The sequence below is a fragment of the Streptosporangium sp. NPDC049046 genome (assembly GCF_040649155.1).
Taxonomy (GTDB): Bacteria; Actinomycetota; Actinomycetes; order Streptosporangiales; family Streptosporangiaceae; genus Streptosporangium.
Map to the genome: position 1 here is coordinate 1 of NZ_JBEZEZ010000055.1, position 25,288 is coordinate 25,288.

1 protein-coding gene is annotated in these 25,288 nt (G+C 74.6%); it reads left to right on the forward strand.

The features are described 5' to 3' along the window. Positions 1-25,146 (forward strand): type I polyketide synthase (locus tag AB0B96_RS39395; protein WP_362907233.1); only part of this gene is annotated, 25,146 nt, incomplete at its 5' end. Between the last annotated feature and the right edge of the window lie 142 nt (positions 25,147-25,288).

The following is a 25,288-nucleotide window of genomic DNA, read 5'->3' on the forward strand; positions in this document are numbered from 1 at the left end:
GAGGTCGTCGCGTGTGATGTGGCCGATCGGGATCAGGTGGCGGCGCTGCTGGCCGGGATCGATGCCGCGCATCCGTTGACGGCGGTGATCCATACTGCGGGTGTGCTGGATGACGGGACGATTCCGTCGTTGACGGCGGAGCGGTTGGATGTGGTGTTGCGGCCGAAGGTGGATGCGGCGTGGTATCTGCACGAGCTGACCCAAGACCAGGGTTTGGCGGAGTTCGTGGTGTTCTCGTCGGTGGCGGGGACGTTCGGTGGGGCGGGGCAGGGCAATTATGCGGCGGGCAATGCGTTCTTGGACGCGTTGGCGGAGTATCGGCGCGGGCTGGGGCTGGCGGGGTTGTCGTTGGGGTGGGGTCCGTGGGAGCAGGACGCGGGGATGACGGGGGGGTTGGACGAGGTTCAGGCGCGTCGGTTGACGCGTGCGGGGATGTCGGCGATCACGCCGGAGCAGGGTGTGGTGTTGTTCGAGGCGGCGATCGGTTCCGGTGGGCCGGCTGTGGTTCCGGTGCGGTTGGATCTGGCGGCGGTGCGGGCGGGTGGTGAGGTGCCGCACCTGCTGCGCGGGCTGGTGCGGGGGGTCCGCAGGTCGGCGGTGTCCGGGATGGCGTCGGCCGTGGCCGGTGACGGCGCGCTGGTGGGACGGCTGATCGGGGTGGAGCCCGCCGAGCGTGTCAGGCTCCTGGTGGACCTGGTGCGTACCGAGGTGGCACTGGTGCTGGGGCACACCTCGCCGAAGGCGGTGGACGTCCGGCGGGAGTTTCGGGAGCTGGGCTTCGACAGCCTGACCGCGGTGGAGCTGCGCAATCGGCTGAACACGGTGACCGGGCTGCGCCTGCCGGCCACGCTGGTCTTCGACCATCCCACGCCCGCCGTGCTGGCCGAGTTCCTGCTGGAGGAGGCACTGGGCGAGCGGGACGTCGCCGTTCCGGCGACGATCACGCCGGTCGCCGACGACCCGGTCGTGATCGTCGGGATGGGCTGCCGCTATCCGGGTGGCGTCACCTCGCCGGAGGACCTGTGGCGGTTGGTGGCGGAGGGCCAAGACGCGATCACGGGATTCCCGGTCAACCGCGGCTGGGACCTGGAGGCGCTCTACCACCCGGACGCCGACCACGCGGGCAGCTCGTACACCAGAAAGGGCGGCTTCCTGCACGACGCGGCAGAGTTCGACGCGGACTTCTTCGGGATGAGCCCGCGGGAGGCGCTCGCGACGGACGCGCAGCAGCGCCTGTTGCTGGAGACCTCCTGGGAGGCCGTCGAACGGGCGGGAATCGACCCGGCCACGCTCCGGGGCAGCCGGACGGGCGTGTTCGCCGGGGTGATGTACACCGACTACAGCGGGATCCTGGGCGCGGGCGAGTTCGAGGGCTATCGGGGTACCGGGACCGCCGCGAGCGTCGTCTCCGGCCGGGTGTCCTACACGCTGGGCCTGGAGGGTCCGGCGGTGACGGTCGACACGGCTTGCTCGTCCTCGCTGGTCGCGGTGCACCTGGCCGCACAGGCACTGCTCTCGGGGGAGTGCGAGCTCGCCCTGGCCGGCGGTGTGACCGTGATGGCCACGCCCGGGGCCTTCGTGGAGTTCTCCCGGCAGCGAGGGCTGTCCGCCGACGGGCGATGCAAGTCTTTCGCGGACGGCGCGGACGGCGTGAGCTGGGCCGAGGGCGTCGGGGTGCTGGTGCTTGAGCGCCTGTCGGACGCCCGGCGCAACGGCCACGACGTGCTGGCTGTGGTACGGGGCTCGGCGGTGAACCAGGACGGCGCGTCCAACGGGCTGACCGCGCCGAACGGCCCCTCGCAGCGGCGGGTGATCCGTCAGGCCCTGGCCGGAGCTCGACTGTCGGCGTCCGAGGTGGACGTGGTGGAGGGGCACGGGACCGGTACCACCCTGGGTGACCCGATCGAGGCGCAGGCGCTGCTCGCCACCTACGGCCAGGACCGGCCGCAGGGCCGGCCGCTGCTGCTGGGGTCGATCAAGTCGAACATCGGCCACACGCAGGCGGCCGCGGGTGTCGCGGGCGTGATCAAGATGATCATGGGGATGCGGTACGGCGTCGCGCCCAGGACCCTGCACGTCGACGCGCCGTCCTCGCACGTGGACTGGGCCGCGGGTGCGGTGGAGCTGCTGGCCGAGGCGCGGGAGTGGCCCGAGACGGGTCACCCGCGCCGGGCCGCCGTGTCGTCGTTCGGCTTCAGCGGCACCAACGCCCACCTCATCATCGAGCAGGGCATCGAACAGGACGGCGCCGAGGTGACCCCGGCGGCCGAGGGGGAGACGCCCTCGGCCGCCGGGTCGCCGACGACGGGCCTGCCGCTGCCGCTGCCGGTCTCCGGCAGGACGGAGGGGGCGGTGCGGGCGCAGGCAGCGCGGCTGCTGTCCCACCTGGAAGGCCGTCCCGAGGCGTCCCTCGCCGATATCGCGTTCTCGCTGGTGACCACCCGTTCCCTCTTCGAGCACCGGGCCGTCGTGCGGGCCGAGGACCACGCCGGAGCGCTGGCCGGGTTGCGTGCGCTGGCCGGCGGCCTGACCGCGCCGGGAGTCGTACGAGGCCAGGCCAAGGACGATCTGAGGCCGGCGTTCCTGTTCACCGGCCAGGGCGCCCAGCGAGTGGGCATGGGCCTGGAGGCCTACGAGCGGTTCCCGGTGTTCGCCGAGGCGCTCGAAGGCGTGCTCGCGGCGCTGGCTCCCCGGATGAGTCCGCACCTGGACCGGCCGCTGCGGGAGGCGCTCTTCTTCGACGCCGAACTGCTCGACCGCACGGCGTACACGCAACCGGCGCTTTTCGCCCTTGAGGTCGCGCTGTACCGGCTGGTGGAGTCGTGGGGCGTACGCCCGGCCGCGCTGGCGGGGCACTCGATCGGGGAACTCGCCGCGGCGCACGTCGCCGGGGTGCTGACACTGGAGGACGCCTGCGCGCTGGTCGCCGCGCGGGGCCGGTTGATGCAGGCGCTCCCCGCCGGTGGCGCGATGGTGGCGATCCAGGCGAGTGAGGAGGAGATCCGTCAGGCGCTGGCCGGGCGCGAGGACGAGGTGTCCGTCGCGGCGGTGAACGGCCCCGCGTCGGTGGTGATCTCCGGGGTCGAGGCCGCGGTGCTGGAGGTCGCCGCCGGGTTGGCCGCCCAGGGGCGCAGGACCAAGCGGCTGCGGGTGTCGCACGCGTTCCACTCCCCGTTGATGGAGCCGATGCTCGCGGAGTTCAGGGCGGTCGCCGAGACGGTGTCGTACGCACCCCCTCGAATCCCGATGATCTCCAACGTGACCGGCGGGTTCGTCACGGACGAGGTGTGCTCCCCCGACTACTGGGTGCGGCACGTGCGGGAGACCGTCCGGTTCCGCGACGGCGTGCGGGAACTGCACGGGACGGGCGTGACCGCGTTCCTGGAGATCGGGCCGGACGGCGTGCTGACCGCGATGGCCCAGGACGCCCTCCCCGAGGAGGCCGAAGCCCTGTTGCTGCCCGTGCTGCGCGGCGACCGCGGCGAGAGCGCCGCGCTCATGACCGCGCTGGCCGAGCTGCACGTGAACGGCGTGCGCGTCGACTGGCCGGCCCTGCTGCGCGGGGCCCGCCGGGTGGACCTGCCGACGTACGCGTTCCAGCACGAGTCGTTCTGGCCGGAGCCGCCGCCCGTCGCGAACGAGGCGGTCGCCGATCCGGCCGACGCGCGGCTCTGGGACGCGGTCGGGCGCGGTGACGCCGGGGACGTGGCCGCGATCCTCGGCCTGCGCGACGAGCACGCCGCCTCGCTGGACGCCCTGCTCCCGGCCCTGTCGTCGTGGCGGCGGAGCCGGAGCGAGGTGGTGACGCTCGACTCCTGGCGCTACCGGGTGGAGTGGAAGCCCCGCCGTACGCCCCCTCTCGCCGTGCTGGCGGGCACCTGGCTGGTCGTGACCGCCGACGGGATTCAGGACGGCGACGTGGTCGCCGCGCTGGAGGGTCACGGGGCACGGGTGGAGCGGCTTGTGCTGGAGGGGACGGACACCGACCCCGCGTCGCTCGCGGCCCGGCTCGGGGAACTGGGCGAGATCTCCGGTGTGGTGTCGATGCTCGCGTCCGCGGAGGCGCCCGTCGCGGACGGCGGGGCGGTGCCGAGCGGTCTCGCGCTCACGGTCGTGCTCCTGAGGGCACTCGGCGACGCGGAGATCGGCGCGCCGCTGTGGTGTGTCACCCGTGGCGCCGTGTCCGCGGCTCCTGGCGATGGGGTGACCCGTCCTGTGCAGGCGCAGGTGTGGGGCATGGGCCGGGTCGCGGCCCTGGAGCATCCGGAACGCTGGGGCGGTCTGGTCGACCTGCCCGAGGTCGTCGAGGGGCGTTGCGCCCAGGGGCTGGCGAGCGTGCTGGCGGGCCTGGACGGCGAGGACCAGGTGGCGGTGCGGGCGTCGGGCGTGTTCGGGCGGCGGTTGCGGCGTCACCCCGCCGCGTTCGGCCAGGCCGGTTCGACCGGTGCCGCCGTGCGGGGTTCCGGCGGTGCGGCGTCGGGTTCCGGTGCCCTCGTGTCGGGTTCCGGTGATACGGCGTCGGGTTCCGGTGCTGTCGTGTCGGGTTCCGGCGGTGGGGTGTCGGGTTCCGGACCCGCCGGGTTGGGCTCCGGTGGCACGGTGCTGATCACCGGCGGGACCGGCGCCCTCGGCGCGGCCACCGCGCGGTGGCTGGTACGCGGCGGCGTCACGCGTCTCGTGCTGACCGGCCGGCGCGGCATGGACGCCCCCGGGGCGCCGGAGCTGCGCGACGAGCTGCTCGCGCTGGGTGCCGAGGTGAGCGTCGCCGCCTGTGACGTGGCCGACCGCGACGCGCTCGCCGCCCTGCTCGCCACGATCCCGGCCGAGCACCCGCTCACCGGGGTCGTCCACGCGGCCGGGGTGGGGCAGGCCGTCGCACCCCTTGAGCGGGCGGACGTCGCGTCCCTCGCCGAGGTGACGACGGCGAAGGTGGCCGGTGCCGCCAACCTGGACGACCTGCTCGGGGATCGCGAGCTCGACTTCTTCGTGCTGTTCTCCTCGATCGCCGGGGTGTGGGGCAGCGCGGGGCAGGGCGCCTACGCGGCGGCCAACGCCTACCTCGACGCGCTGGCCGAGCACCGGCACGCCCGAGGTCTCGCCGCGACGTCGGTGGCCTGGGGCGCGTGGGCGGAAGCGGGCATGGCCGTCGCGGGGGACCTCGCGAGGGACACCGCAGGAGACAGCGCGGGGGACAGCGCGGGAGACGCTGCCGCGCCGGGAAACACGGTTGCGGCGGGTGACACGGCCGGGCAGGGGAACGCCGGGGGCGCCGGGGGCGCCGGGGGCATGGCCGCGGAGGGGGGCATGGCCGGTTACCTGCGCAGGCGCGGCCTGGCCCTGCTGCCCCCCGACATCGCGGTCGGCGAGCTGAACCGGGCGATCGGCGGCAGGGACGCGGTGGTGACGGTCGCCGACGTCGACTGGGACCGGTTCTATCCGATCTTCACCTCGACCCGGCCCAGCAATCTGTTCGGCGAGCTCGCGGAGGTGAGGACGCAGCGCGAGAGCGAGGACGGGCCGGGGGCCTCCGGCGACCCGGAATTCGTCGCGCGGCTACGTGGCCTGACCGACAAGGAGCGTCGGCGTGAGCTGCTGAACCTGGTACGCGCCGAGGTGGCGGCCGTGTTGGGACACGCCTCGGCCGAGACGGTCTCCGAGCGGCGCGCCTTCCGAGAGCTGGGCTTCGACTCGCTCACCGCGGTGGAGCTGAGAAAGCGGCTCGTCGCGGTGACCGGTCTGGCGTTGCCGAGCACGCTGGTGTTCGATCACCCGAATCCGGCCGCGCTGGTGGAGTTCCTGCGGTCGCGGGTCGCGGGCGCGGAGGACGGCGAGGACGGCGAGAACGCAGCCGGAGGCTCCGTCGCCGTCCGTGCCGACGAGCCGATCGCGATCATCGGGATGGCCTGCCGCTTCCCCGGCGGCGTCGCCTCTCCGGAACAGCTGTGGGAACTGGTGACCGAGGGGGGCGACGCGATCTCCGGGTTCCCCGCGGGCCGGGGCTGGGACGCGGAAGGGCTCTACGACCCCGACCCCGATCACTCCGGCACGACCTACTCGGTCGAAGGGGGGTTCCTGCACGACGCCGGCGACTTCGACCCCGGGTTCTTCGGTATCTCACCGCGCGAGGCGCTGACCATGGACCCGCAGCAGCGGCTGCTGCTGGAGACCGCGTGGGAGGCCATCGAGCGGGCCGGCATCGATCCCGTCACGCTGCGCGGCCACTCCACAGGCACGTTCATCGGCTCCAGCTACCAGGAGTACGGCTCGGACTCCGCCGACGCCGAGGGGCACCAGGTCACCGGCACCATCCCGAGCGTGCTGTCGGGCCGGCTGTCGTACGTACTGGGCCTGGAAGGTCCCGCGGTCACGGTCGACACGGCGTGCTCGTCGTCGCTGGTGGCGCTGCATCTGGCCTGCCAGTCGCTGCGCGAGGGTGAGAGCTCGCTCGCCCTGGCGGGCGGCGTGACGGTGATGACCACTCCGGCGGCCTTCGTGGCGTTCAGCCGCCAGCGGGCGCTCGCCGCCGACGGCCGGTGCAAGGCGTTCTCCGACTCGGCGGACGGGATGAGCCTGGCCGAGGGGGTCGGCCTGCTCCTGGTGGAGCGGCTGTCGGACGCGCGGCGCAACGGTCACCCGGTCCTCGCGGTGGTGCGCGGTTCCGCGATCAACCAGGACGGCGCGTCCAACGGGCTGACCGCGCCGAACGGTCCCTCACAGCAGCGGGTGATCCGCAGGGCGCTCGCGGGCGCGCGGCTGTCGGCGGCCGAGGTCGACGCGATCGACGCGCACGGCACGGGGACCGGCCTGGGCGACCCCATCGAGGCCCAGGCACTCCTCGCCACGTACGGGCAGGACAGGGAGCGGCCGCTGCTGCTCGGGTCGGTCAAGTCGAACATCGGCCACACCCAGTCCGCGGCGGGCGTGGCCAGCGTGATCAAGATGGTCATGGCGATGCGGCACGGGACGCTGCCCAGGACGTTGCACGTGGGCACGCCGTCGTCCCACGTGGACTGGACGGCGGGCGCGGTCGAGCCGCTGACCGAGGCCATCCCGTGGCCGGAGACCGGAAGGCCGCGCCGGGCCGCCGTGTCCTCCTTCGGGATCAGCGGCACGAACGCCCACACGATCCTCGAACAGGCGCCGGACGCGGAGGAGCCGGTCGGCGAGGTCGCGCTCGCCGGTCCCGACGACCGTGCGGATTCCGCGGCCGCGGAATCCGGCCGCGTTCCCGCTCCCGTTCTCGGCGCGGTGCCGTGGGTGGTGTCGGGCAGGACGGCGGAGGCGCTGCGCGCGCAGGCGCGACGGCTCGTCTCGCACGTCACCGGCCACGTCGCTGACCACGGTGCCGATCACGGTGTCGATCAGGGGGCCGGCCGCGGTGAGCTCGATCCGGCCGCGGTGGGCTTCTCACTGGTGACGTCGAGGTCGGCGTTCGAGCACCGCGCGGTCGTGGTGGGCGGTGACCGCGAGTCGCTCTCCGCCGCGATGAGCGCGGTGGCCGCGGGCGAGCCCGCGCCGGGTGTGATCCAGGGTGTGGCGGACACCGAGGGCAAGACGGTCTTCGTCTTCCCCGGCCAGGGCGCGCAGTGGGCCGGTATGGGCGCCCGGCTGCTTGAGCAGTCCCCGGTGTTCGCCGAACGCGTCGCCGAGTGCGCCCTCGCCCTGAGCCGGTACGTCGACTGGTCGCTGATCGACGTGCTGCGCCAGACGGAGGGGGCGCCGTCGCTGGACCGGGTGGACGTCGTGCAGCCGGTGTCGTTCGCGGTGATGGTCTCGCTCGCGGCGATGTGGCGCGCTCACGGGGTGGAGCCCGACGCGGTGATCGGGCACTCCCAGGGGGAGATCGCCGCCGCCTGCGTGGCGGGCGCGCTCTCCCTGGACGACGCCGCGAGGGTGGTGGCGGTGCGCAGCCAGGCCATCGCGCGGCGGCTGGCCGGCGCCGGAGGGATGATGTCGGTCTCGCTTCCGCTGCCCGACGTCGAGGAGAGGCTGCGTCCCTGGGCCGAGCGGATCTCGGTCGCGGCGGTCAACGGGCCGCGTTCGGTCGTGGTGTGCGGCGATCCCGGCGCGCTCGACGAGCTGTCGGAGCGGTTGACCGAGGAGGGAGTGCGCGCCAAGCGGGTCGCGGTCGACTACGCCTCGCACTCGGCCCATGTCGAGCGGCTCCAGGAGGAGCTGCCGCGAGCCCTGTCGGAGATCCGGCCGGAGCGGGCCGAGGTTCCCTTCCTGTCCACGGTGACCGGGGAGTGGCTGGACGGCACGGAGCTGGACGCCGGCTACTGGTACCGCAACCTGCGCCGAGCCGTCCGGTTCGAACCCGCGGTGCGGTCCCTGCTGGCCGAGGGACACCGGGCGTTCATCGAGGTCAGCCCGCACCCGGTGCTGACGGGCGCGATCCAGGAGACGGCCGAGGATGCGGGCGGGACCTCGGCGGTGGTCGCCGGGACTTTGCGCCGCGACCAGGGCGGCACGGAACGCTTCCTCACCTCCCTGGCGGAGGTGTTCGTACGCGGCGTGCCGGTCGACTGGAGAACGGTCTTCGACGGCACGGGCGCCCGCCGGGTGGAACTACCGACGTACGCGTTCCAGCGGGAACGGTTCTGGATACAGCGCGCCGAGGCGCCGGCGGCCGGCGCGGCGGACCCGGCGGACGAGCGGTTCTGGGCGGCGGTGGAGCGGGAGGACCTCGACTCGCTCGCTTCCGGACTGGACGTGGGCGCCGGGGCACTCGCCGAGGTGGTACCCGCGCTGTCGTCCTGGCGTCGCCGGCAGCGGGCCCGGTCCACCGTGGACTCCTGGCGCTACCGCGTCGCCTGGCGGCCGGTGACCGACCTCGCCTCCGCCTCCCTGTCGGGCACGTGGCTGCTCGTCACCCCGGAGGGCCTGGAGGGTGACGACGTCGCCGACGCGCTCACCGCGCACGGCGCGCGGGTCCGCAGGGTCGCGCTCGACGAGTCGTGCACCGACCGCGCCCTGCTGGCACGCGTGCTGACCGGCCCCCTGGCCGGGGCGCCTGGCGATGCCGGGGGACCGGACGTACCGGCCGGGGGGCCGGACGCCTCGCCAGGCGAGGGAGAACACATCGCCGGCGTCGTGTCCCTGCTCGCCCTCGCCGAGCGGCCCGCCGACCGCTACCCGGAGCTGGCCGTCGGCCTGGCACTCACCGTCGCGCTCGTGCAGGCCCTGGGCGACGCGGAGATCGACGCGCCCCTGTGGTGCCTCACCACGGGCGCGGTCTCCACCGGCCGGTCGGACCAGGTGACCAACCCCCTCCAGGCGCAGGTCCACGGCGTGGGCTGGACGGCCGCGCTGGAGCACCCGCGACGCTGGGGCGGGATGGTCGACCTGCCGAGGACGCTCGACCAGCGCGCGGCGCGGCGCCTGGCGAGCGTCCTCGCGGGCGGTGGCGGCGAGGACCAGCTCGCGATCAGGACCTCGGGCGTGTTCGCCAGACGGGTGGTGCCAGCACCGGCGGCCGACCGGAAACCGGCGCGCGGGTGGACGCCACGCGGGACCACCCTGGTGACCGGCGGCACGGGAACGCTCGCCCCCCACCTGGCCCGCAGGCTCGCGGCCGAGGGGGCCGAGCACCTGGTGCTGACCAGCCGTCGCGGCATGGACGCTCCCGGCGCGGCCGAACTGCTGGCGGAGCTGGCCGCACTCGGCACGACCGCGACGATGACGGCGTGCGACGTGTCCGACCGTGACTCCGTCGCCGGCCTGCTCGCGCGGCTGCGCGCGGAGGGCCACGTCGTCCGTACGGTGGTGCACGCCGCCGCCTCCATCGAGCTGCACACACTGAACGACACCACCGTCGAGGCGTTCGCCGAGGTGGTGCGGGCCAAGGTCCTCGGCGCCCGGCACCTGGACGAGTTGCTGGACGCCGACGAGGTCGAGGCGTTCGTCCTGTTCTCCTCGACGGCGGGGATGTGGGGCAGCGGGCGGCATGCGGCGTACGTGGCGGGCAACGCCTACCTCGGCGCGCTGGCGGAGAACCGGCGCGCCAGAGGGCTGCCGGCCACGTCGATCTCCTGGGGCATCTGGTCGGACGACCGCGAACTCGGCCGGGTCGATCCCGAGCAGATCCTGCGCAGCGGGCTCGTGTTCATGGAGCCGGACCTGGCGCTCGAGGGGTTCAGGCAGGCGCTGGACGGCGAGGAGACCGTGCTCGCGATCGCCGACGTGGACTGGGAGCGGTACTTCCCCGTCTACACCTCCGCACGGCCGAGCCGGCTGTTCGGCGAGGTGCCCGCCGTACGGCGGCTGACCGAGGCCGCGGAGCGTCCGGCGATCGCCGCGGGCGACGGGGAGTTCGTCACCCGGCTGCGCGGGCTGCCCGCGTCCGAGCGGGACCGGCTGCTGCTGGAGCTGGTGCGCGGCCAGGCGGCGACCGTACTGGGCCACTCCTCGGCCGACGCCGTCGCCGAGCGGCAGGCGTTCCGCGACATGGGCTTCGACTCGGTCACCGCGGTCGACCTGCGCAACCGGCTCGCCGCTGCGACGGGCCTCGCGCTGCCCAGCACGCTGGTGTTCGACCACCCGAACCTGGAGGCGCTCGCGGGATACCTGCGCGCCGAGATCGCCGGGGTGCGGGCCGTTCCCGTCGCCGTGGCAGGTCCCGCGCGGGCCGCCTCGGACGAGCCGATCGCGATCATCGGGATGGCCTGCCGCTACCCGGGCGGGGTTCGCTCCCCCGAGCGGCTGTGGCAGGTCGTCCTCGACGGGGTCGACGCGATCTCCGGGTTCCCCGGCGACCGCGGCTGGGACGCGGACGGGCTCTACGACCCCGATCCGGGCCGGCCGGGAAAGACGTACTCCACCTGGGGCGGCTTCCTGCACGACGCGGCGGAGTTCGACGCCGACTTCTTCGGGATCTCGCCGCGCGAGGCGCTCGCGATGGACCCGCAGCAGCGGCTGCTGCTGGAGACGGCCTGGGAGGCCGTCGAACGGGCCGGGATCGCCCCCTCGTCGCTGCGCGGCAGCCTGACCGGCACCTTCGTCGGGGCCAGCTACCAGGACTACGCCCTGGCGATGGCCGGCGGCAGAGAGGGCCTGGAAGGCCATCTGATCACCGGCACCATCTCCAGCGTGCTGTCCGGCCGGGTGTCGTACCTGTTCGGTCTTGAGGGCCCGGCCGTCACGCTGGACACCGCATGCTCGTCGTCGCTGGTGGCGCTGCACATGGCCTGCCAGTCGCTGCGCGACGGTGAGAGCTCGCTCGCGCTCGCCGGTGGGGTGACCGTGATGTCCACCCCCGACGCCTTCATCGGGTTCAGCAGGCAGCGGGCGATGGCCCCCGACGGCCGCTGCAAGGCCTACTCCGACTCGGCGGACGGGATGAGCCTGGCCGAGGGGGTCGGCCTGCTGCTGGTGGAGCGGCTGTCCGACGCCGAGCGCAACGGGCACCCGATCCTCGCGGTCGTCCGAGGGTCGGCGATCAACCAGGACGGCGCCTCCAACGGGCTGACCGCGCCGAACGGACCCTCGCAGCAGCGGGTGATCAGGCAGGCGCTGGCCAACGCGGGGATCGCGGCGGCGGACGTCGACGCGGTGGAGGGCCACGGGACCGGTACGGCGCTGGGCGACCCGATCGAGGCGCAGGCGCTGCTCGCGACCTACGGCCAGGACCGGGACCGCCCGCTCCTGCTGGGATCGGTCAAGTCCAACATCGGGCACACCCAGATGGCCTCCGGTGTCGCGGGCGTGATCAAGATGGTCATGGCGATGCGGCACGGCCTGCTGCCCAGAACGCTGCACGTGGACGCCCCGTCCTCGCACGTGGACTGGTCGAGCGGCGCGATCGAGCTGCTCACCGAGCCGAGGGAGTGGGTGCGGGCGGGGCGTCCGCGCCGGGCCGCGGTGTCGTCGTTCGGACTCAGCGGCACCAACGCCCACGCGGTGCTGGAGGAGGCGCCGCCGGTCGCCGCGCGGGCCGGGCAGGCCGCGCCCGTCGTCGTCCCCGTGCTGGTGTCGGGCAAGAACGACCAGGCCCTGCGCCACCAGGCGGGACGGCTGCTGTCGCTGCTCCAGGAGTCGCCGGACCTCCACCCCGCCGACGTCGCTCTCTCCCTGGCGACCTCGCGCTCCCACCTCGACCGGCGCGCGGCGCTCGTCGGACGGGACCGCGAGGAGATCGTCGACGGGTTGCGGGCACTGGCGGAGGAGCCGCAGGACGGCGCCGTCGTCGCGGGGGGCGTCGCGGGGACCGTCATCCACGGCGGCGCGGTCCACGGCTCCCTCGCCTTCATGTTCACCGGCCAGGGCGGCCAGCGCGCGGAGATGGGCCGCGAGCTGTACGGTCGCTTCCCCGCGTTCGCGGACGCGCTCGACGAGGTGCTCTCCCACCTGGACGCGGACCTGGACCGTCCGCTGCGCGAGGTGCTGTTCGCCCCGGCCGGTACGGCACAGGCCGCCCTGCTGCACGAGACCGGCTACACCCAGCCGGCGCTGTTCGCCTTCGAGGTGGCCCTGTTCCGGCTGCTCGAATCGTGGGGGGTGCTGCCCGACCACCTCACCGGCCACTCGGTCGGGGAGATCGCCGCGGCGCACGTCGCCGGCGTGCTCTCGCTGCCGGACGCCTGCACCCTGGTGGCGGCCCGCGCACGCCTGATGCAGGCGCTGCCCACGGGCGGGGCGATGATCGCCCTGGAGGCCCGCGAGGAGGAGGTGCTCCCGCTGCTGGCCGGCCGCGAGCACGAGGTGTCGATCGCGGCGGTCAACGGCCCGACCTCTCTCGTCGTCGCCGGCGAGGAGGACGCCGTCCAGCAGATCGCGGCGCGGCTCGCCGCCGGAGGACGCAGGACCAGGCGGCTCCAGGTCTCCCACGCCTTCCACTCCCCTCGGATGGAGGCGATGCTCGACGACTTCGGCCGGGTCGCTCGCGGCCTGTCGTACGCGCCCCCGCGGATCCCGGTCATGTCGAACGTGACCGGCGAGCCGGCGACCGCGGAGCAGCTCTGCTCGCCCGACTACTGGGTGGAGCACGTCCGCAGGCCGGTCCGCTTCGGCGACGGCGTGCGCCGGCTCGCGGAGCAGGGCGTCGTCACCTTCCTCGAACTCGGCCCCGACGCGGTGCTCACCGCGATCGCCGCCGACTGCCTCGCCGACCGCGCGGACGTCCGGACGATCCCCACGGCGCGCGGGGACCGGGGCGAGGAGCAGCCCCTCACGGCCGCGATGGCCCGCCTGCACACCCTGGGCGTCACCGTGGACTGGCGGGAGTTCTTCGCCGGTACCGGCGCCGAGACGGTCGACCTGCCGACCTACACCTTCCAGCGCCGCCGGTTCTGGCCGGAGGCGCGGGCCGCGGCCGTACCGGCGTCCTCCGGCGCGGCGGACACCGACTTCTGGGACGCGGTGGAACGCGGTGACGTGGCGACGCTGGCGGAAGGGCTCGGCGTCGACGGCGGCACGCTGGAGACGCTGCTGCCCGCGCTGTCCTCGTGGCGCCGCCACCGATGGGAGCACTCGGCCGTGGACGGCTGGCGGTACCGGTCCGTCTGGAAGCCGCTGCCCTGGTCGCCACCCGCATCGCCCTCCCCGAACGCGGGAGCCCGGTTGCTCGTGGTGATCCCCGAGGGGTACGCGGACGAGGAGTGGGTGACCTCGCTGGCGGGCGCGCTGGGCGCGGAGGCCGACCGGATCGAGGTCGGGGAAGACGACCGGGCGGCGCTGGCCGTACGGGTACGGGAGCTGTGCTCCGCGGGACCCCGGCCGGTCGGGATCGTGTCCCTGCTCGCCCTGGACGAGCGCGACCTCACCGGCCATCCCGGGGTTCCCGCCGGTCTGGCGCTCACGGTCACCCTGGCGCAGGCCCTCGGCGACGCCAGGGCCGAGGCACCCCTGTGGTGTGTGACCCGGGGCGCGGTGTCGGTGGGGCGCTCGGAACGGGTGTCCCGGCCGCTGCAGGCCGCCGTGTGGGGTCTCGGCAGGTCCGTGGCGCTGGAGCAGCCGCATCTGTGGGGCGGCCTGGTCGACCTGCCGGAGAGTCTTGACCCGGGCACGATCTCCCGCCTGGTCGGCGTGCTGTCCGGCATCCGGGGCTCCGGCCTCGAGGGCGAGGACCAGCTCGCCGTACGCACCCCGGGGGTCTACGGCCGCCGCCTGGTGCACGCCCCGATCGGCGAGAATCCCGTCGCGCGGGAGCTCACCCCGCCGGGTACGGCCCCGATCGGCCCGGGCACCGTACTCGTCACCGGAGGCACCGGCGCGCTCGGGGCACGCGTCGCCCGCTGGGCGGTCCGCGCGGGTGCCGCGCACGTCCTGCTGGTCGGCCGACGCGGGCCGGACGCCCCGGGCGCGGCCGAACTGCGGGACGAGCTGACCGGCCTCGGCGCCGAGGTCGACCTCGTGGCCTGCGACGTCGCCGACCGCGACGCGCTGGCCGCCGTACTGGCCGGCATCCCGGGGGACCGGCCGCTGAGCGCGGTCTTCCACGCGGCGGGCGTGGTCGACGACGGGGTACTCGACGGACTGACGCCCGAACGCCTCTCGTCGGTGCTGAGGTCGAAGACGGCCGCCGCGCTCAACCTGCACGAGTTGACCGAGCACCTGGACCTGCCGGCGTTCGTGCTGTTCTCCTCCACCTCCGCCACCTTCGGCTCGCCGGGGCAGGCCAACTACGCGGCCGCGAACGCCGTGCTCGACGCGCTGGCCGAGCATCGGCGCGGACGGGGTCTCGCGGCGACGTCGATCGCCTGGGGGCCGTGGGCCGGGGCCGGCATGGCGGCGGACGCCGCCGGCGTGGAGAGCCGGATGCGCAGGGCCGGCCTGGAGATGATGTCCCCCGACCTGGCGATCCACGCGCTGCGGCAGGCGATCGAGCAGGACGACACGACGCTGACCGTCGCCGACGTCGACTGGTCCCGATTCGTCGGCGCCTTCGCCGCGATCCGGCACAACCCGCTGGTGAGCGACCTGCCCGAGGTCGCCGCGGCCGCCGCGGTGGCGGACGCGGGGGCGATCGGCGCCGGAGGGGACGGGGCCGCCACGACCGAGCCGGCGTTCCGGCGGCGGCTGGCCGGGCTGCCCGCCGCCGAGCGGGGCCGGGCCGTCCTGGACCTGCTGCGCGGCTGCGTGGCCGCCGTGCTCGGCCACGCCGACGCCGACGGCATCGCACCGGACCGCCCCTTCAGGGAGCTGGGCTTCGACTCGCTCACCACCGTCGAGCTGCGCAACGTGCTGGCGGCGACGACGGGGCTCACCCTGCCGGCGACGCTGGTGTTCGACTATCCCGCCCCGAGCGCGCTGGCGGACTTCCTGCTGGCCGAGCTGCTCGGCTCGATGTCGCAGGAGGGTACGGCCGCCCGCACGCCGGCCGTGGTCGCCCGCGCCGACGAGGGCGATCCCATCGTGATCGTCGGTATGAGCTGCCGGTTCCCCGGCGGGGTGAGCTCCCCCGAGGAGCTGTGGCGGCTGCTGGTGGACGGGAGAGAGGGCCTCTCCCCGTTCCCCGACGACCGGGGATGGGACCTGGAGGCGCTCGCGGCGGGGCTGTCGTCCACGAACGTCGGCGGCTTCCTGCGGGACGCGACCGAGTTCGACGCCGAGTTCTTCGGCATCTCGCCCCGTGAGGCGCTCGCGATGGACCCGCAGCAGCGCCTGGTCCTGGAGGCGTCCTGGGAGGCGCTGGAGCGGGCGGGCATCGACCCCCTCGACCTGCGGGGCCGCGACGGCGGGGTCTTCGTGGGCACCAACGGCCAGGACTACGTCGGCCTGCTCAAGGGCTCCGACGCGGACGTGCAGGGGCACGTGGCCACCGGCACCACGGCGAGCGTCATGTCGGGACGGCTCTCCTACACGCTGGGGCTGGAAGGACCCGCCGTCACCGTCGACACCGCGTGCTCGTCCTCCCTGGTCGCCCTCCACTGGGCCGCGCAGGCCCTGCGCGGCGGGGAGTGCTCACTGGCGCTGGTGGGCGGCGTCTCGGTGATGTCGAGCCCGGACTCGTTCGTCGAGTTCAGCGTCCAGGGCGGCCTCGCCCCGGACGGGCGGTGCAAGGCGTTCTCCGACTCGGCCGACGGCACCGGCTGGTCGGAAGGCGTCGGAGTGCTCGTGCTGGAACGCCTGTCGGACGCGCGGCGCGAGGGGCATCCGGTCCTCGCCGTCGTCCGCGGTTCCGCGGTGAACCAGGACGGCGCCTCCAACGGGCTGACCGCGCCGAACGGCCCCTCGCAGCAGCGGGTGATCCGGCAGGCCCTCGCCGTGGCGGGGCTGTCCCCGGCCGAGGTCGACGCGGCCGAGGCGCACGGTACCGGTACGGCGCTGGGCGACCCGATCGAGGCGCAGGCCCTGCTGGCGACGTACGGCCAGGAGCGGGACCACCCGCTGCTGCTGGGGTCGATCAAGTCCAACCTCGGCCACACGCAGGCGGCGGCGGGCGTCGCCGGTGTGATCAAGATGGTGCTCGCGATGCGGCACGGCCTGCTGCCCAGGACGTTGCACGTCGAGGTGCCGGCGTCGCACGTGGACTGGTCGTCCGGGGCGGTGGAGCTGCTCACCGAGGCCAGACCGTGGACGCGGCAGGACCGGCCGCTGCGGGCCGGTGTCTCCGCCTTCGGGATCAGCGGCACCAACGCCCACGTCATCCTGGAGCAGGCGCCCCCGGACGAGCGGTTCTCCGACGAGCGCTCTTTCGGCGAGCCGTCTCTCGACGGGCGGACCTCCGGCGAGAGGTCCCTCGATGAGCGGTCTGCCGGCGAAGGGCTCCTCGATGAGCGGTCCCTCGGCGGGCCGAGGGTTCCCGCGGTCGTGCCGTGGGTCGTCTCCGGCCGGACCAGGCAGGCGCTGCGAGCCCAGCTCGATCGGCTGCCGGCCGCCGACTCCGGCCTCGACCCGGTGGACGTCGGCTACTCGCTGGCGAGCCGGTCGATGTTCCGGCACCGCGCGGTGCTGCTGGCCACCCCGGACGGTACGTCGGAGATAGCGCGTGGCGAGGCCACCGCGGTCGCGGGCAGGTCGGCGATGCTGTTCGCGGGGCAGGGCTCCCAGCGCCCCGGCATGGGCCGGGAGCTGTACGCCAGGTTCCCCGTGTTCGCGCAGGCACTGGACGTGGTGCTCGCGCAGTTCGACGTCGAGCTCGACCAGCCGCTGCGGACGATCCTGTTCGCCGAGGCGGGCTCCGCCGAGGCCGAACTGCTCGACCGGACCCAGTGGACGCAGCCCGCGCTGTTCGCGGTCGAGGTGGCCCTGTTCCGCCTGGCGGAGTCGTGGGGGCTGCGCCCGGACCTGGTGGCGGGCCACTCGATCGGCGAGATCGCCGCAGCGCACGTCGCCGGTGTGCTGACGCTGGCGGACGCGTGCACCCTGGTCGCCGCGAGAGGGCGTCTGATGCAGGCGCTGCCGGCCGGGGGCGCGATGGTCTCCGTGCAGGCGGGCGAGGACGAGGTCGTGGCGATGCTCGCCGGACGCGAGCACGAGGTGTCGATCGCCGCGGTCAACGGGCCGTCCGCGGTGGTGATCGCCGGGGCGGAGGGGCCGGTCGTCGAGATCGCCGCCCACTTCGCGGCCGAGGGCCGCAAGACCACTCGGCTCGCCGTCGCTCACGCGTTCCACTCGCCGCTGATGGACCCCATGCTGGAGGAGTTCCGCCGGGCCGTACGAGGAATCGGCTTCTCACCGCCGGCCATCCCGCTCGTCTCCGGCCTGACGGGCGAGCCGGTCGCCGTCGAACGGCTCTGCTCACCCGGCTACTGGGTCGACCACGCCCGGCAGGCGGTCCGCTTCGCCGACTGCGTGCGCACCCTGCGCGGTTCCGGCGTGAGCACATTTGTCGAACTCGGCCCGGACGGCGTGCTGTCCGCGATGACCCAGCACTGCCTCGCGGCCGACGACACCGAGACCGGCACCCTGGTCGTGCCGCTGCTGCGCAAGGACCGCGGCGAGGAGTCGTCGGTCGTGGACGCGCTGGCCAGGCTGCACGTCCACGGGATTGTGGTGGACTGGCGGTCCCTCTTCACCGGATGCGGCGCGCGCCGCGTCGACCTGCCCACCTACCCCTTCCAGCGCCGCAGGTACTGGCCGGAGGCCGCCGTGCGGGGCGGAGGTCCGGTGGGGGACCCGGTGGACGCCGAGTTCTGGGCCGCGATCGAGCGTGCGGACCTGACGTCCGTGGCGGCCACGCTGGATCTGGAGGCGGAGTCGCTGTCGACGGTGCTTCCCGCGCTGTCGACCTGGCGCCGCGCGCGCCGCGAGCGCACCCTCGTGGACTCCTGGAGCTACCGGGTGGCGTGGAAGCCCCTGGACGCCGTGCCGTCCGCCGTCCCTTCGGGGAGGTGGCTGGTGGCCGTGCCGGCGGGCCTGCCCGAGGAGGGGAGCTGGGCGGAGGTCCTCGACGCCGTGGGCGCCGCCCTGGGTGACCCCGGCGCGCTGACACGTGTGGACGTCACGAATGCCGACCCCGTGCGGCTCGCCGAACTGCTCGATGCTCCTGACGGCCAGGCGCCGGTGGGGGTGATCTCCCTGCTCGCACTCGCCGGGAGAGGTGGTGTCGGTCTAACCGAGGCCGGTCTAACCGGGGACGGTCTGTCCGAGGGCAGCCCGACCGGGGACGGTCTGCCTGAGGGCGGCCTGCCCGGGCTGGCGTTCACGGCCGCGCTGGTGCGGGCGCTGGGCATCGCCGGTCTCGACGCGCCGCTGTGGTGCGTCACCCGGGGCGCGGTGTCGGTGGGCCGGTCCGACGCCCCGCCGAGCCCTGAGCAGGCCGCGGTCTGGGGCCTCGGCCGGGTGGCGGCGCTGGAGCACCCCCGGCGCTGGGGCGGCATGATCGACCTGCCGGGACAGCTCGACCGGCGGGCCGTCGCCAGGTTCGCCGGCGTGCTGGCCGGCGGTCCCGACGGCGAGAGCGAGGTCGCCGTGCGCGCCTCGGGAGTGTTCGGCCGCAGGCTCGTGCCGGCTCCCGCCGGGGACGCCGACCGCTCCTGGCGGCCTCGCGGCACGGTGCTGGTCGCCGGGGACACGGGAGTCTCCGGCGAGCGCGTCGCCCGCTGGCTGGCCGACGCGGGCGCCGACCGGGTCGTACTGGCCGGGCGTCCGGTCCCGGCTCAGACCGGGGAGACCGGGGAGGCCGGCGAGTTCGCGGGCCGGGGGGAATCCCTGGAACCGCTGGAGACCGCCGCCCCGGTGGAGCTTGGGGAACCACGGGAGAGCACCGGTCGGGCGGAACCCGCAGACGCCGATCCCCGGGTGACGATCAGGCACTGCGACCTCACGGACCGGGAGGTCGTGGCCGCCCTGCTGGCGGAGTTCCCGCCGGACGCGGTCGTCTACGCCGAGGAACCGGCCGGGGCCGCCACCCTCGAAGGGACCGAGCCCGCACACATCGCCGAGACCGCCGCGGCCCACGTCGCGGGGGCGCTCCACCTGGACTCCCTGCTGGAAGGCCGGGAGCTGGACGCGTTCGTGCTGTTCTGCTCGCTCGCCGGAGTCTGGGGGGTCGCCGGCCGGGGGGCCGCCGCCGCCGCGGAGGCGGTGCGGGACGCGCTGATCGAGGCGCGCCGCGCCCGGGGCGCGGTGGGGACCGCCGTGTCCTGGTCGGCCTGGGCCGACGGCGGCGTGACCGCGGACAGAGGAATGGACCTGCACCTGCGGGCGAACGGGCTGCCCGCCCTCGCGCCCGACCTCGCGCTCGGCGCACTGGGCCGGGCCGTCGCGAACGGCGAGGGTGCGGTGACGGTCGCCGACGTGGAGTGGGACCGGTTCGCCCCGGCCTTCCTCGCACTGCGGCCGACCTCGCTGCTGGACGAGCTGCCCCAGGCGAGGAAGGCGATCGAGGCGGCGGGCGGCGCCCGCGACGGCGAGCCCACCGTGGCGGCCGAACTCCGTGAGCGTCTTCTCGGGCTGCCCGCGGCCGAGCGTACGCCCCTCGTCCTCGAACTGGTCGTGGCCAGAGCGGCCTCGGTCCTCGGGCACGCGGACAGCGCCGAGATCGAGGCCGACCGGGCCTTCCGCGACTTCGGGTTCGACTCCCTCACCGCGGTCGACCTGCGCAACCAGCTCAACGCCGCGACCGGACTGACCCTGCCGGCCACCCTCGTCTTCGACCACCCGACCCCGGTGGACCTCGCGGGACACCTGGTGGGTCTGATACTCGGCGAGGAGAGCCCCGACGAGGGCGGCCTCGGCGAGGGGAGCCCGGCGTTCGTACCGGCCGCGCTCACGGACGACCCGATCGTCATCGTCGGCATGAGCTGCCGACTTCCCGGCGGCGTCCGCTCGCCGGAGGACCTGTGGCGGCTGGTCACGGAAGAGGTGGACGCGGTCGGCGCGTTCCCCGCCGACCGGGGCTGGGACCTGGCCACGCTGTCCGGCGGGGACGCCGAAGGACGCGGCCGCAGCACGGCGGCCGGAGGCGGCTTCCTGTACGACGTCGCCGACTTCGACCCGGGCTTCTTCGGCATCTCGCCCCGTGAGGCGATGGTGATGGACCCGCAGCAGCGGCTGGTGCTCGAAGCCGCCTGGGAGGCGTTCGAACGGGCGGGCATCGACCCCGCCGGCCTGCGGGGCGGCGATGTGGGCGTCTACGTCGGCGCCACCGGCGGCGACTACCGGCCACCCCGCGACCACCACGGCCACGCGCAGACGGCACAGGCGGCCAGCGTGATCTCCGGCCGGCTCTCCTACACCTTCGGCCTGGTGGGCCCCTCGGTGACCGCGGACACCGCGTGCTCCTCGTCGCTGGTGGCGTTGCACCTCGCCGCGCAGGCACTGCGGTCGGGGGAGTGCTCGCTCGCTCTCGCCGGCGGCGTCACCGTGATGTCCACCCCGGTGGGGTTCGTGGAGTTCGGCGAGATGGGGGCGCTCTCCCCGGACGGCCGGTGCAAGGCGTTCTCCGACGCCGCCGACGGCACGGGCTGGGCGGAGGGCGTCGGCATGCTCGTCGTCGAACGGCTGTCGGACGCCAGGCGCAACGGCCACCGCGTGCTCGCGGTCCTGCGCGGTTCCGCCGTCAACCAGGACGGCGCCTCCAACGGGTTCACCGCGCCGAGCGGTCCTTCGCAGCGCAGGGTGATCCACCGCGCCCTCGCCGGTGCCCGGCTGACCCCGTCCGAGGTGGACGTGGTGGAGGCGCACGGCACGGGCACCAGGCTGGGCGACCCGATCGAGGCGCAGGCCCTGCTGGAGACCTACGGGCAGAACCGCGAGCGGCCGGTACTGCTCGGGTCGATCAAATCCAACATCGGCCACACGCAGGCCGCGGCCGGAGTCGCCGGACTGATCAAGATGGTGATGGCCATCAGGCACGGGGTGGCGCCGAGGACGCTGCACGTGCAGGCGCCGTCGTCGCACGTGGACTGGTCGGCGGGCGCGGTGGAACTGCTCACCGAGGCGCGGCCGTGGCCGGACTCCGGGCGCCCGCGCCGGGCGGGTATCTCGTCCTTCGGAGCCACCGGCACGAACTCCCATGTGATCATCGAGGAGGCGCCTCCGGCCGACGTCGCCGGGGTGTCCGAGGCCGTCGAGCCATCGGGGTTCCACCGGGCACCCTCCGCCGACCTCGGCGAAGCGCCGGGGGCGGCCCCGGCGCTCAACGGGACGTCCGCCGGACATCTCGCGGACCAGGCCGAGGCGGTTCCCCACCTCCTGCCGGTCCCGCTGTCGGCGAAGACCCCGGCCGCGGTGCGGGCACAGGCGCAGCGCCTGCTCGACCACCTCGCCGAACACCCGGACCTCGGCCTGGCCGACCTCGCGTACTCCCTCGCCACCACCCGGTCGAGCTTCAGGCAGCGACTCGTCGTCCTGGCCGGCAGCCGTACGGAGCTGCTGGACGGTCTGCGGGCGGCGGCGGACGAAACCCCGGCCCCGCACGTGCTCGACGGCGCTCTCGGGCGACCGGGCAGGACGGCGTTCCTGTTCACCGGCCAGGGCAGCCAGCGGCCGGAGATGGGCCGCGAGCTGTACGACAGATTCCCGGTCTTCGCCGACGCGCTCGACGCCGTGCTGGCGCAGCTGGACGCCAGGCTGGACCGCCCGCTGAGGGAGATCCTCTTCGCCCCGGCGGGAACCCCCGAGGCCGAGCTGCTCGACGGGACCGGGTGGGCACAGCCGGCGCTGTTCGCGGTCGAGGTGGCCCTGTTCCGCCTGCTGGAGTCGTGGGGTCTCACCCCTGACGTGCTGATCGGACACTCGGTCGGCGAACTGGCCGCGGCGCACGTCGCGGGCGTGCTGTCCCTCGGGGACGCCTGCGCGCTGGTGGCGGCGAGGGGCGCGCTCATGGCGGCGCTTCCGGCCGGCGGCGCGATGGTCGCCGTCCAGGCGGGCGAGGAGGAGGTGCTGCGGGCGCTGTCCGGGTACGAGGGGCAGGTCTCCGTCGCCGCGGTCAACGGCCCGGAATCCGTGGTGATAGCCGGGGCGGAGCGGGCGGTGCTCGACGTGGCCGGCACACTGGCCGACAGCGGTCACAGGACGAGGCGGCTGCGGGTCTCGCACGCGTTCCACTCGCCGCTGATGGAGCCGATGCTGGCGGACTTCCGCACGGTCGCCGAAGGCGTCTCCTACTCCGAGCCGCGCATCCCGGTGATCTCGAACGTCACCGGCGGCGCCGTCACGGCCGAGCTGTGCTCCCCGGACTACTGGGTGACACACGTGCGGAACGCCGTACGGTTCGCCGACGGGATCCGGGCGGCGCACGAGGCGGGGGTGACCCGCTACATCGAGATCGGCCCGGACGGAACCCTCACCGCGATGGCACGGGAGACCGTCACCGCCGAGGCCGAGCTGGTCTCCCTGCTGCGCAGGGACCGAGACGAGCACCGGACCGTCCTCACCGCCCTCGCCCGGCTGCACGTGCACGGGATGAGCCCCGACTGGACCTCGGTCCTCGCCGACACGGGCGCCCGGCAGGTGGACCTGCCGACGTACGCGTTCCAGCACGAGCGGTTCTGGCCCGACGCCGGTCACCCGGGCCCGGCCCGCGCGGCGGACCGGAACGGCACGGCGGATTCGACGGCGGACCCGGTGGACGCCGAGTTCTGGGCGGCCGTCGAGGAGGAGGACTCCAAGGCGCTGGCGTCGCGGCTCGACGTGGACGGCGACGCGCTGACCAAGGTGCTGCCGGCGCTGTCGTCGTGGCGCCGGGAGCGGCGCCGGAAGTACACGATGGACTCCTGGCGGTACCGGATCGCCTGGAAGCCTCTCACCGGCGACGGCGCGGCCGCACCCGGCCGGAGCTCGCGGACCGGTCCGGCCGGCCCGTGGCTGGTGGTGCTGCCCGAGGAACCGCGCGCCGACGCCTGGACGGGCTCGGTGATCGACGCGCTCGGTGCCGACGTGGTCCGCGTTGAGGTGGCCGACCTCGCCGCGGTGCCTTCGGATCGGGCCGCGCTGGCGGAGCGGCTGGGCTCGCTCGCCGGCGACAGGCCGCTCGCCGGAGTGGTCTCGTTCCTGGCGTTGCGGGAGCCCGCGGGCGCCGGGAACGTCGGGCACGTCGGGCACGTCGGGAACACCGTGCTTCCCGACGGCCTGGCCCTCACGACGTCGCTGATCCAGGCGCTGGGCGACGCCGGTGTCGAAGCGCCGCTGTGGTGCCTCACCCGGGGCGCTGTCGCGGCCGAGCCCGGCGAGGCCCTGCGCGATCCGGCGCAGGCCGCGATCTGGGGTCTCGGCCGGGTCGCCGCGCTGGAGCACCCGCAGCGATGGGGCGGCCTGATCGACCTGCCGGAGGGGTTCGACCGGGAAGCGGCGCGGCGACTCGCGAGCGTGCTGGCCGGTCTGGACGGCGAGGACCAGATCGCCGTCCGGGCCTCCGGCACGTACGCCCGGCGGCTGGTGCAGGACCCGGCGGGCCAGAGCGGCGAGCCCGGCGAGTGGACGCCGTCGGGAACCGTACTCATCACCGGTGGCACCGGCGCGCTCGGCGGACACCTGGCCCGCTGGCTGGCCCGGCACGGCGCGGAGCACCTGGTGCTGGTCAGCCGACGAGGGATGGAGGCCCCCGGGGCCGCCGAACTGCGCGACGAGGTGTCGGAGCTGGGCGCCCGGGTGACCGTCGCGGCCTGCGACGCGGCCGATCCGGACGCGCTCGCCGCCGTGCTGGCCGACATCCCGGCCGAGTTCCCGCTCACCGGTGTGGTGCACGCCGCCGGTGTGGTCGACGACGGCGTGGTGGACGGCCTGACCAGGGAACGGTTCGAGACGGTGTTCCGGGCCAAGGTGGCACCGGCGGTCGTGCTGGACGAGCTGACGCGGGACATGGATCTGCCGGTGTTCGTGCTGTTCTCTTCCGCGGCGGGGACGCTCGGCACCCCCGGCCAGGGCAACTACGCCGCCGCCAACGCGGTGCTGGACGGCCTGGCGGAGCGACGCCGCGAACGCGGGGCCGCGGCCACGGCGGTGGCGTGGGGTGCCTGGGCCGGCGGCGGCATGGCGGAGGTGGCCGCGGCGCAGGAGGCGTCCCGGCGCATGGGCGTACGCCCGATGGACCCCGAACTCGCGGTCGCCGCGTTGAGCGGCCTCGTCGCCGGCGGTGAGCCGATCGCGGTGGTCGCCGACATCGAGCACGAGCGGTTCGTCCGCTCCTACACGGCGGGACGGCCCAGCCGGCTGCTGTGCGAGCTGCCGGGATACCGTGAGCTGGTCGAGTCGGAGGGCTCGGCGCAGGAGACCTCACGGTCGGCGTCCGCCCTGCGGGACAGGCTGGCCGTCCTCGCGGGACCCGAACGGCTCGGTGTGCTGCTCGACGTGCTGCGCGATCAGATCGCGATGGTCCTCGGGCACTCGGGTCGCGAGGTGATCGGCGCCGACCAGGCGTTCAGGGACCTCGGATTCGACTCCCTCAGCGCGATCGAGCTGCGAAACCGGCTCACGGCCTCGACGGGGCTGAAGCTGCCCTCCACGCTGATCTTCGACTATCCGACCCCGCAGGCCCTCGCCGAACACGTGATCGCCCAGCTTCTGCCGGAGACGGGCGCGGCCTCGGGCATGAACGGCGTGAACGGTGGAGGCGAGGAGGAGGCGCGGGTCCGGGCGCTGTTCGCGTCACTGTCCATGGCGAGGCTGCGGGAGATCGGCGTGCTGGACGCGCTGCTGCACCTGGCCGGTGACCAGCAGAGCTCCGTCGCCGACGATGCCGATGAGGACGCCGGCGACGCGCTCGACGCGATGGGACTCGACGAGCTGGTGCGGGCGGCCCTTGAGGGGGGAGGGCAGTAGCTCGGGGCCGGGACGACGATCAGGACCGGCACCTCGGGGGCGCGGGCGGCCCGCGACGGCGGAGCTCGTCGAGCTCCGCCGTCCCGTCGTCCCGGGGTTCCGCGGTCCTGCCGTCTCGGCGTCGTGGTCCCGACCGTGTGGG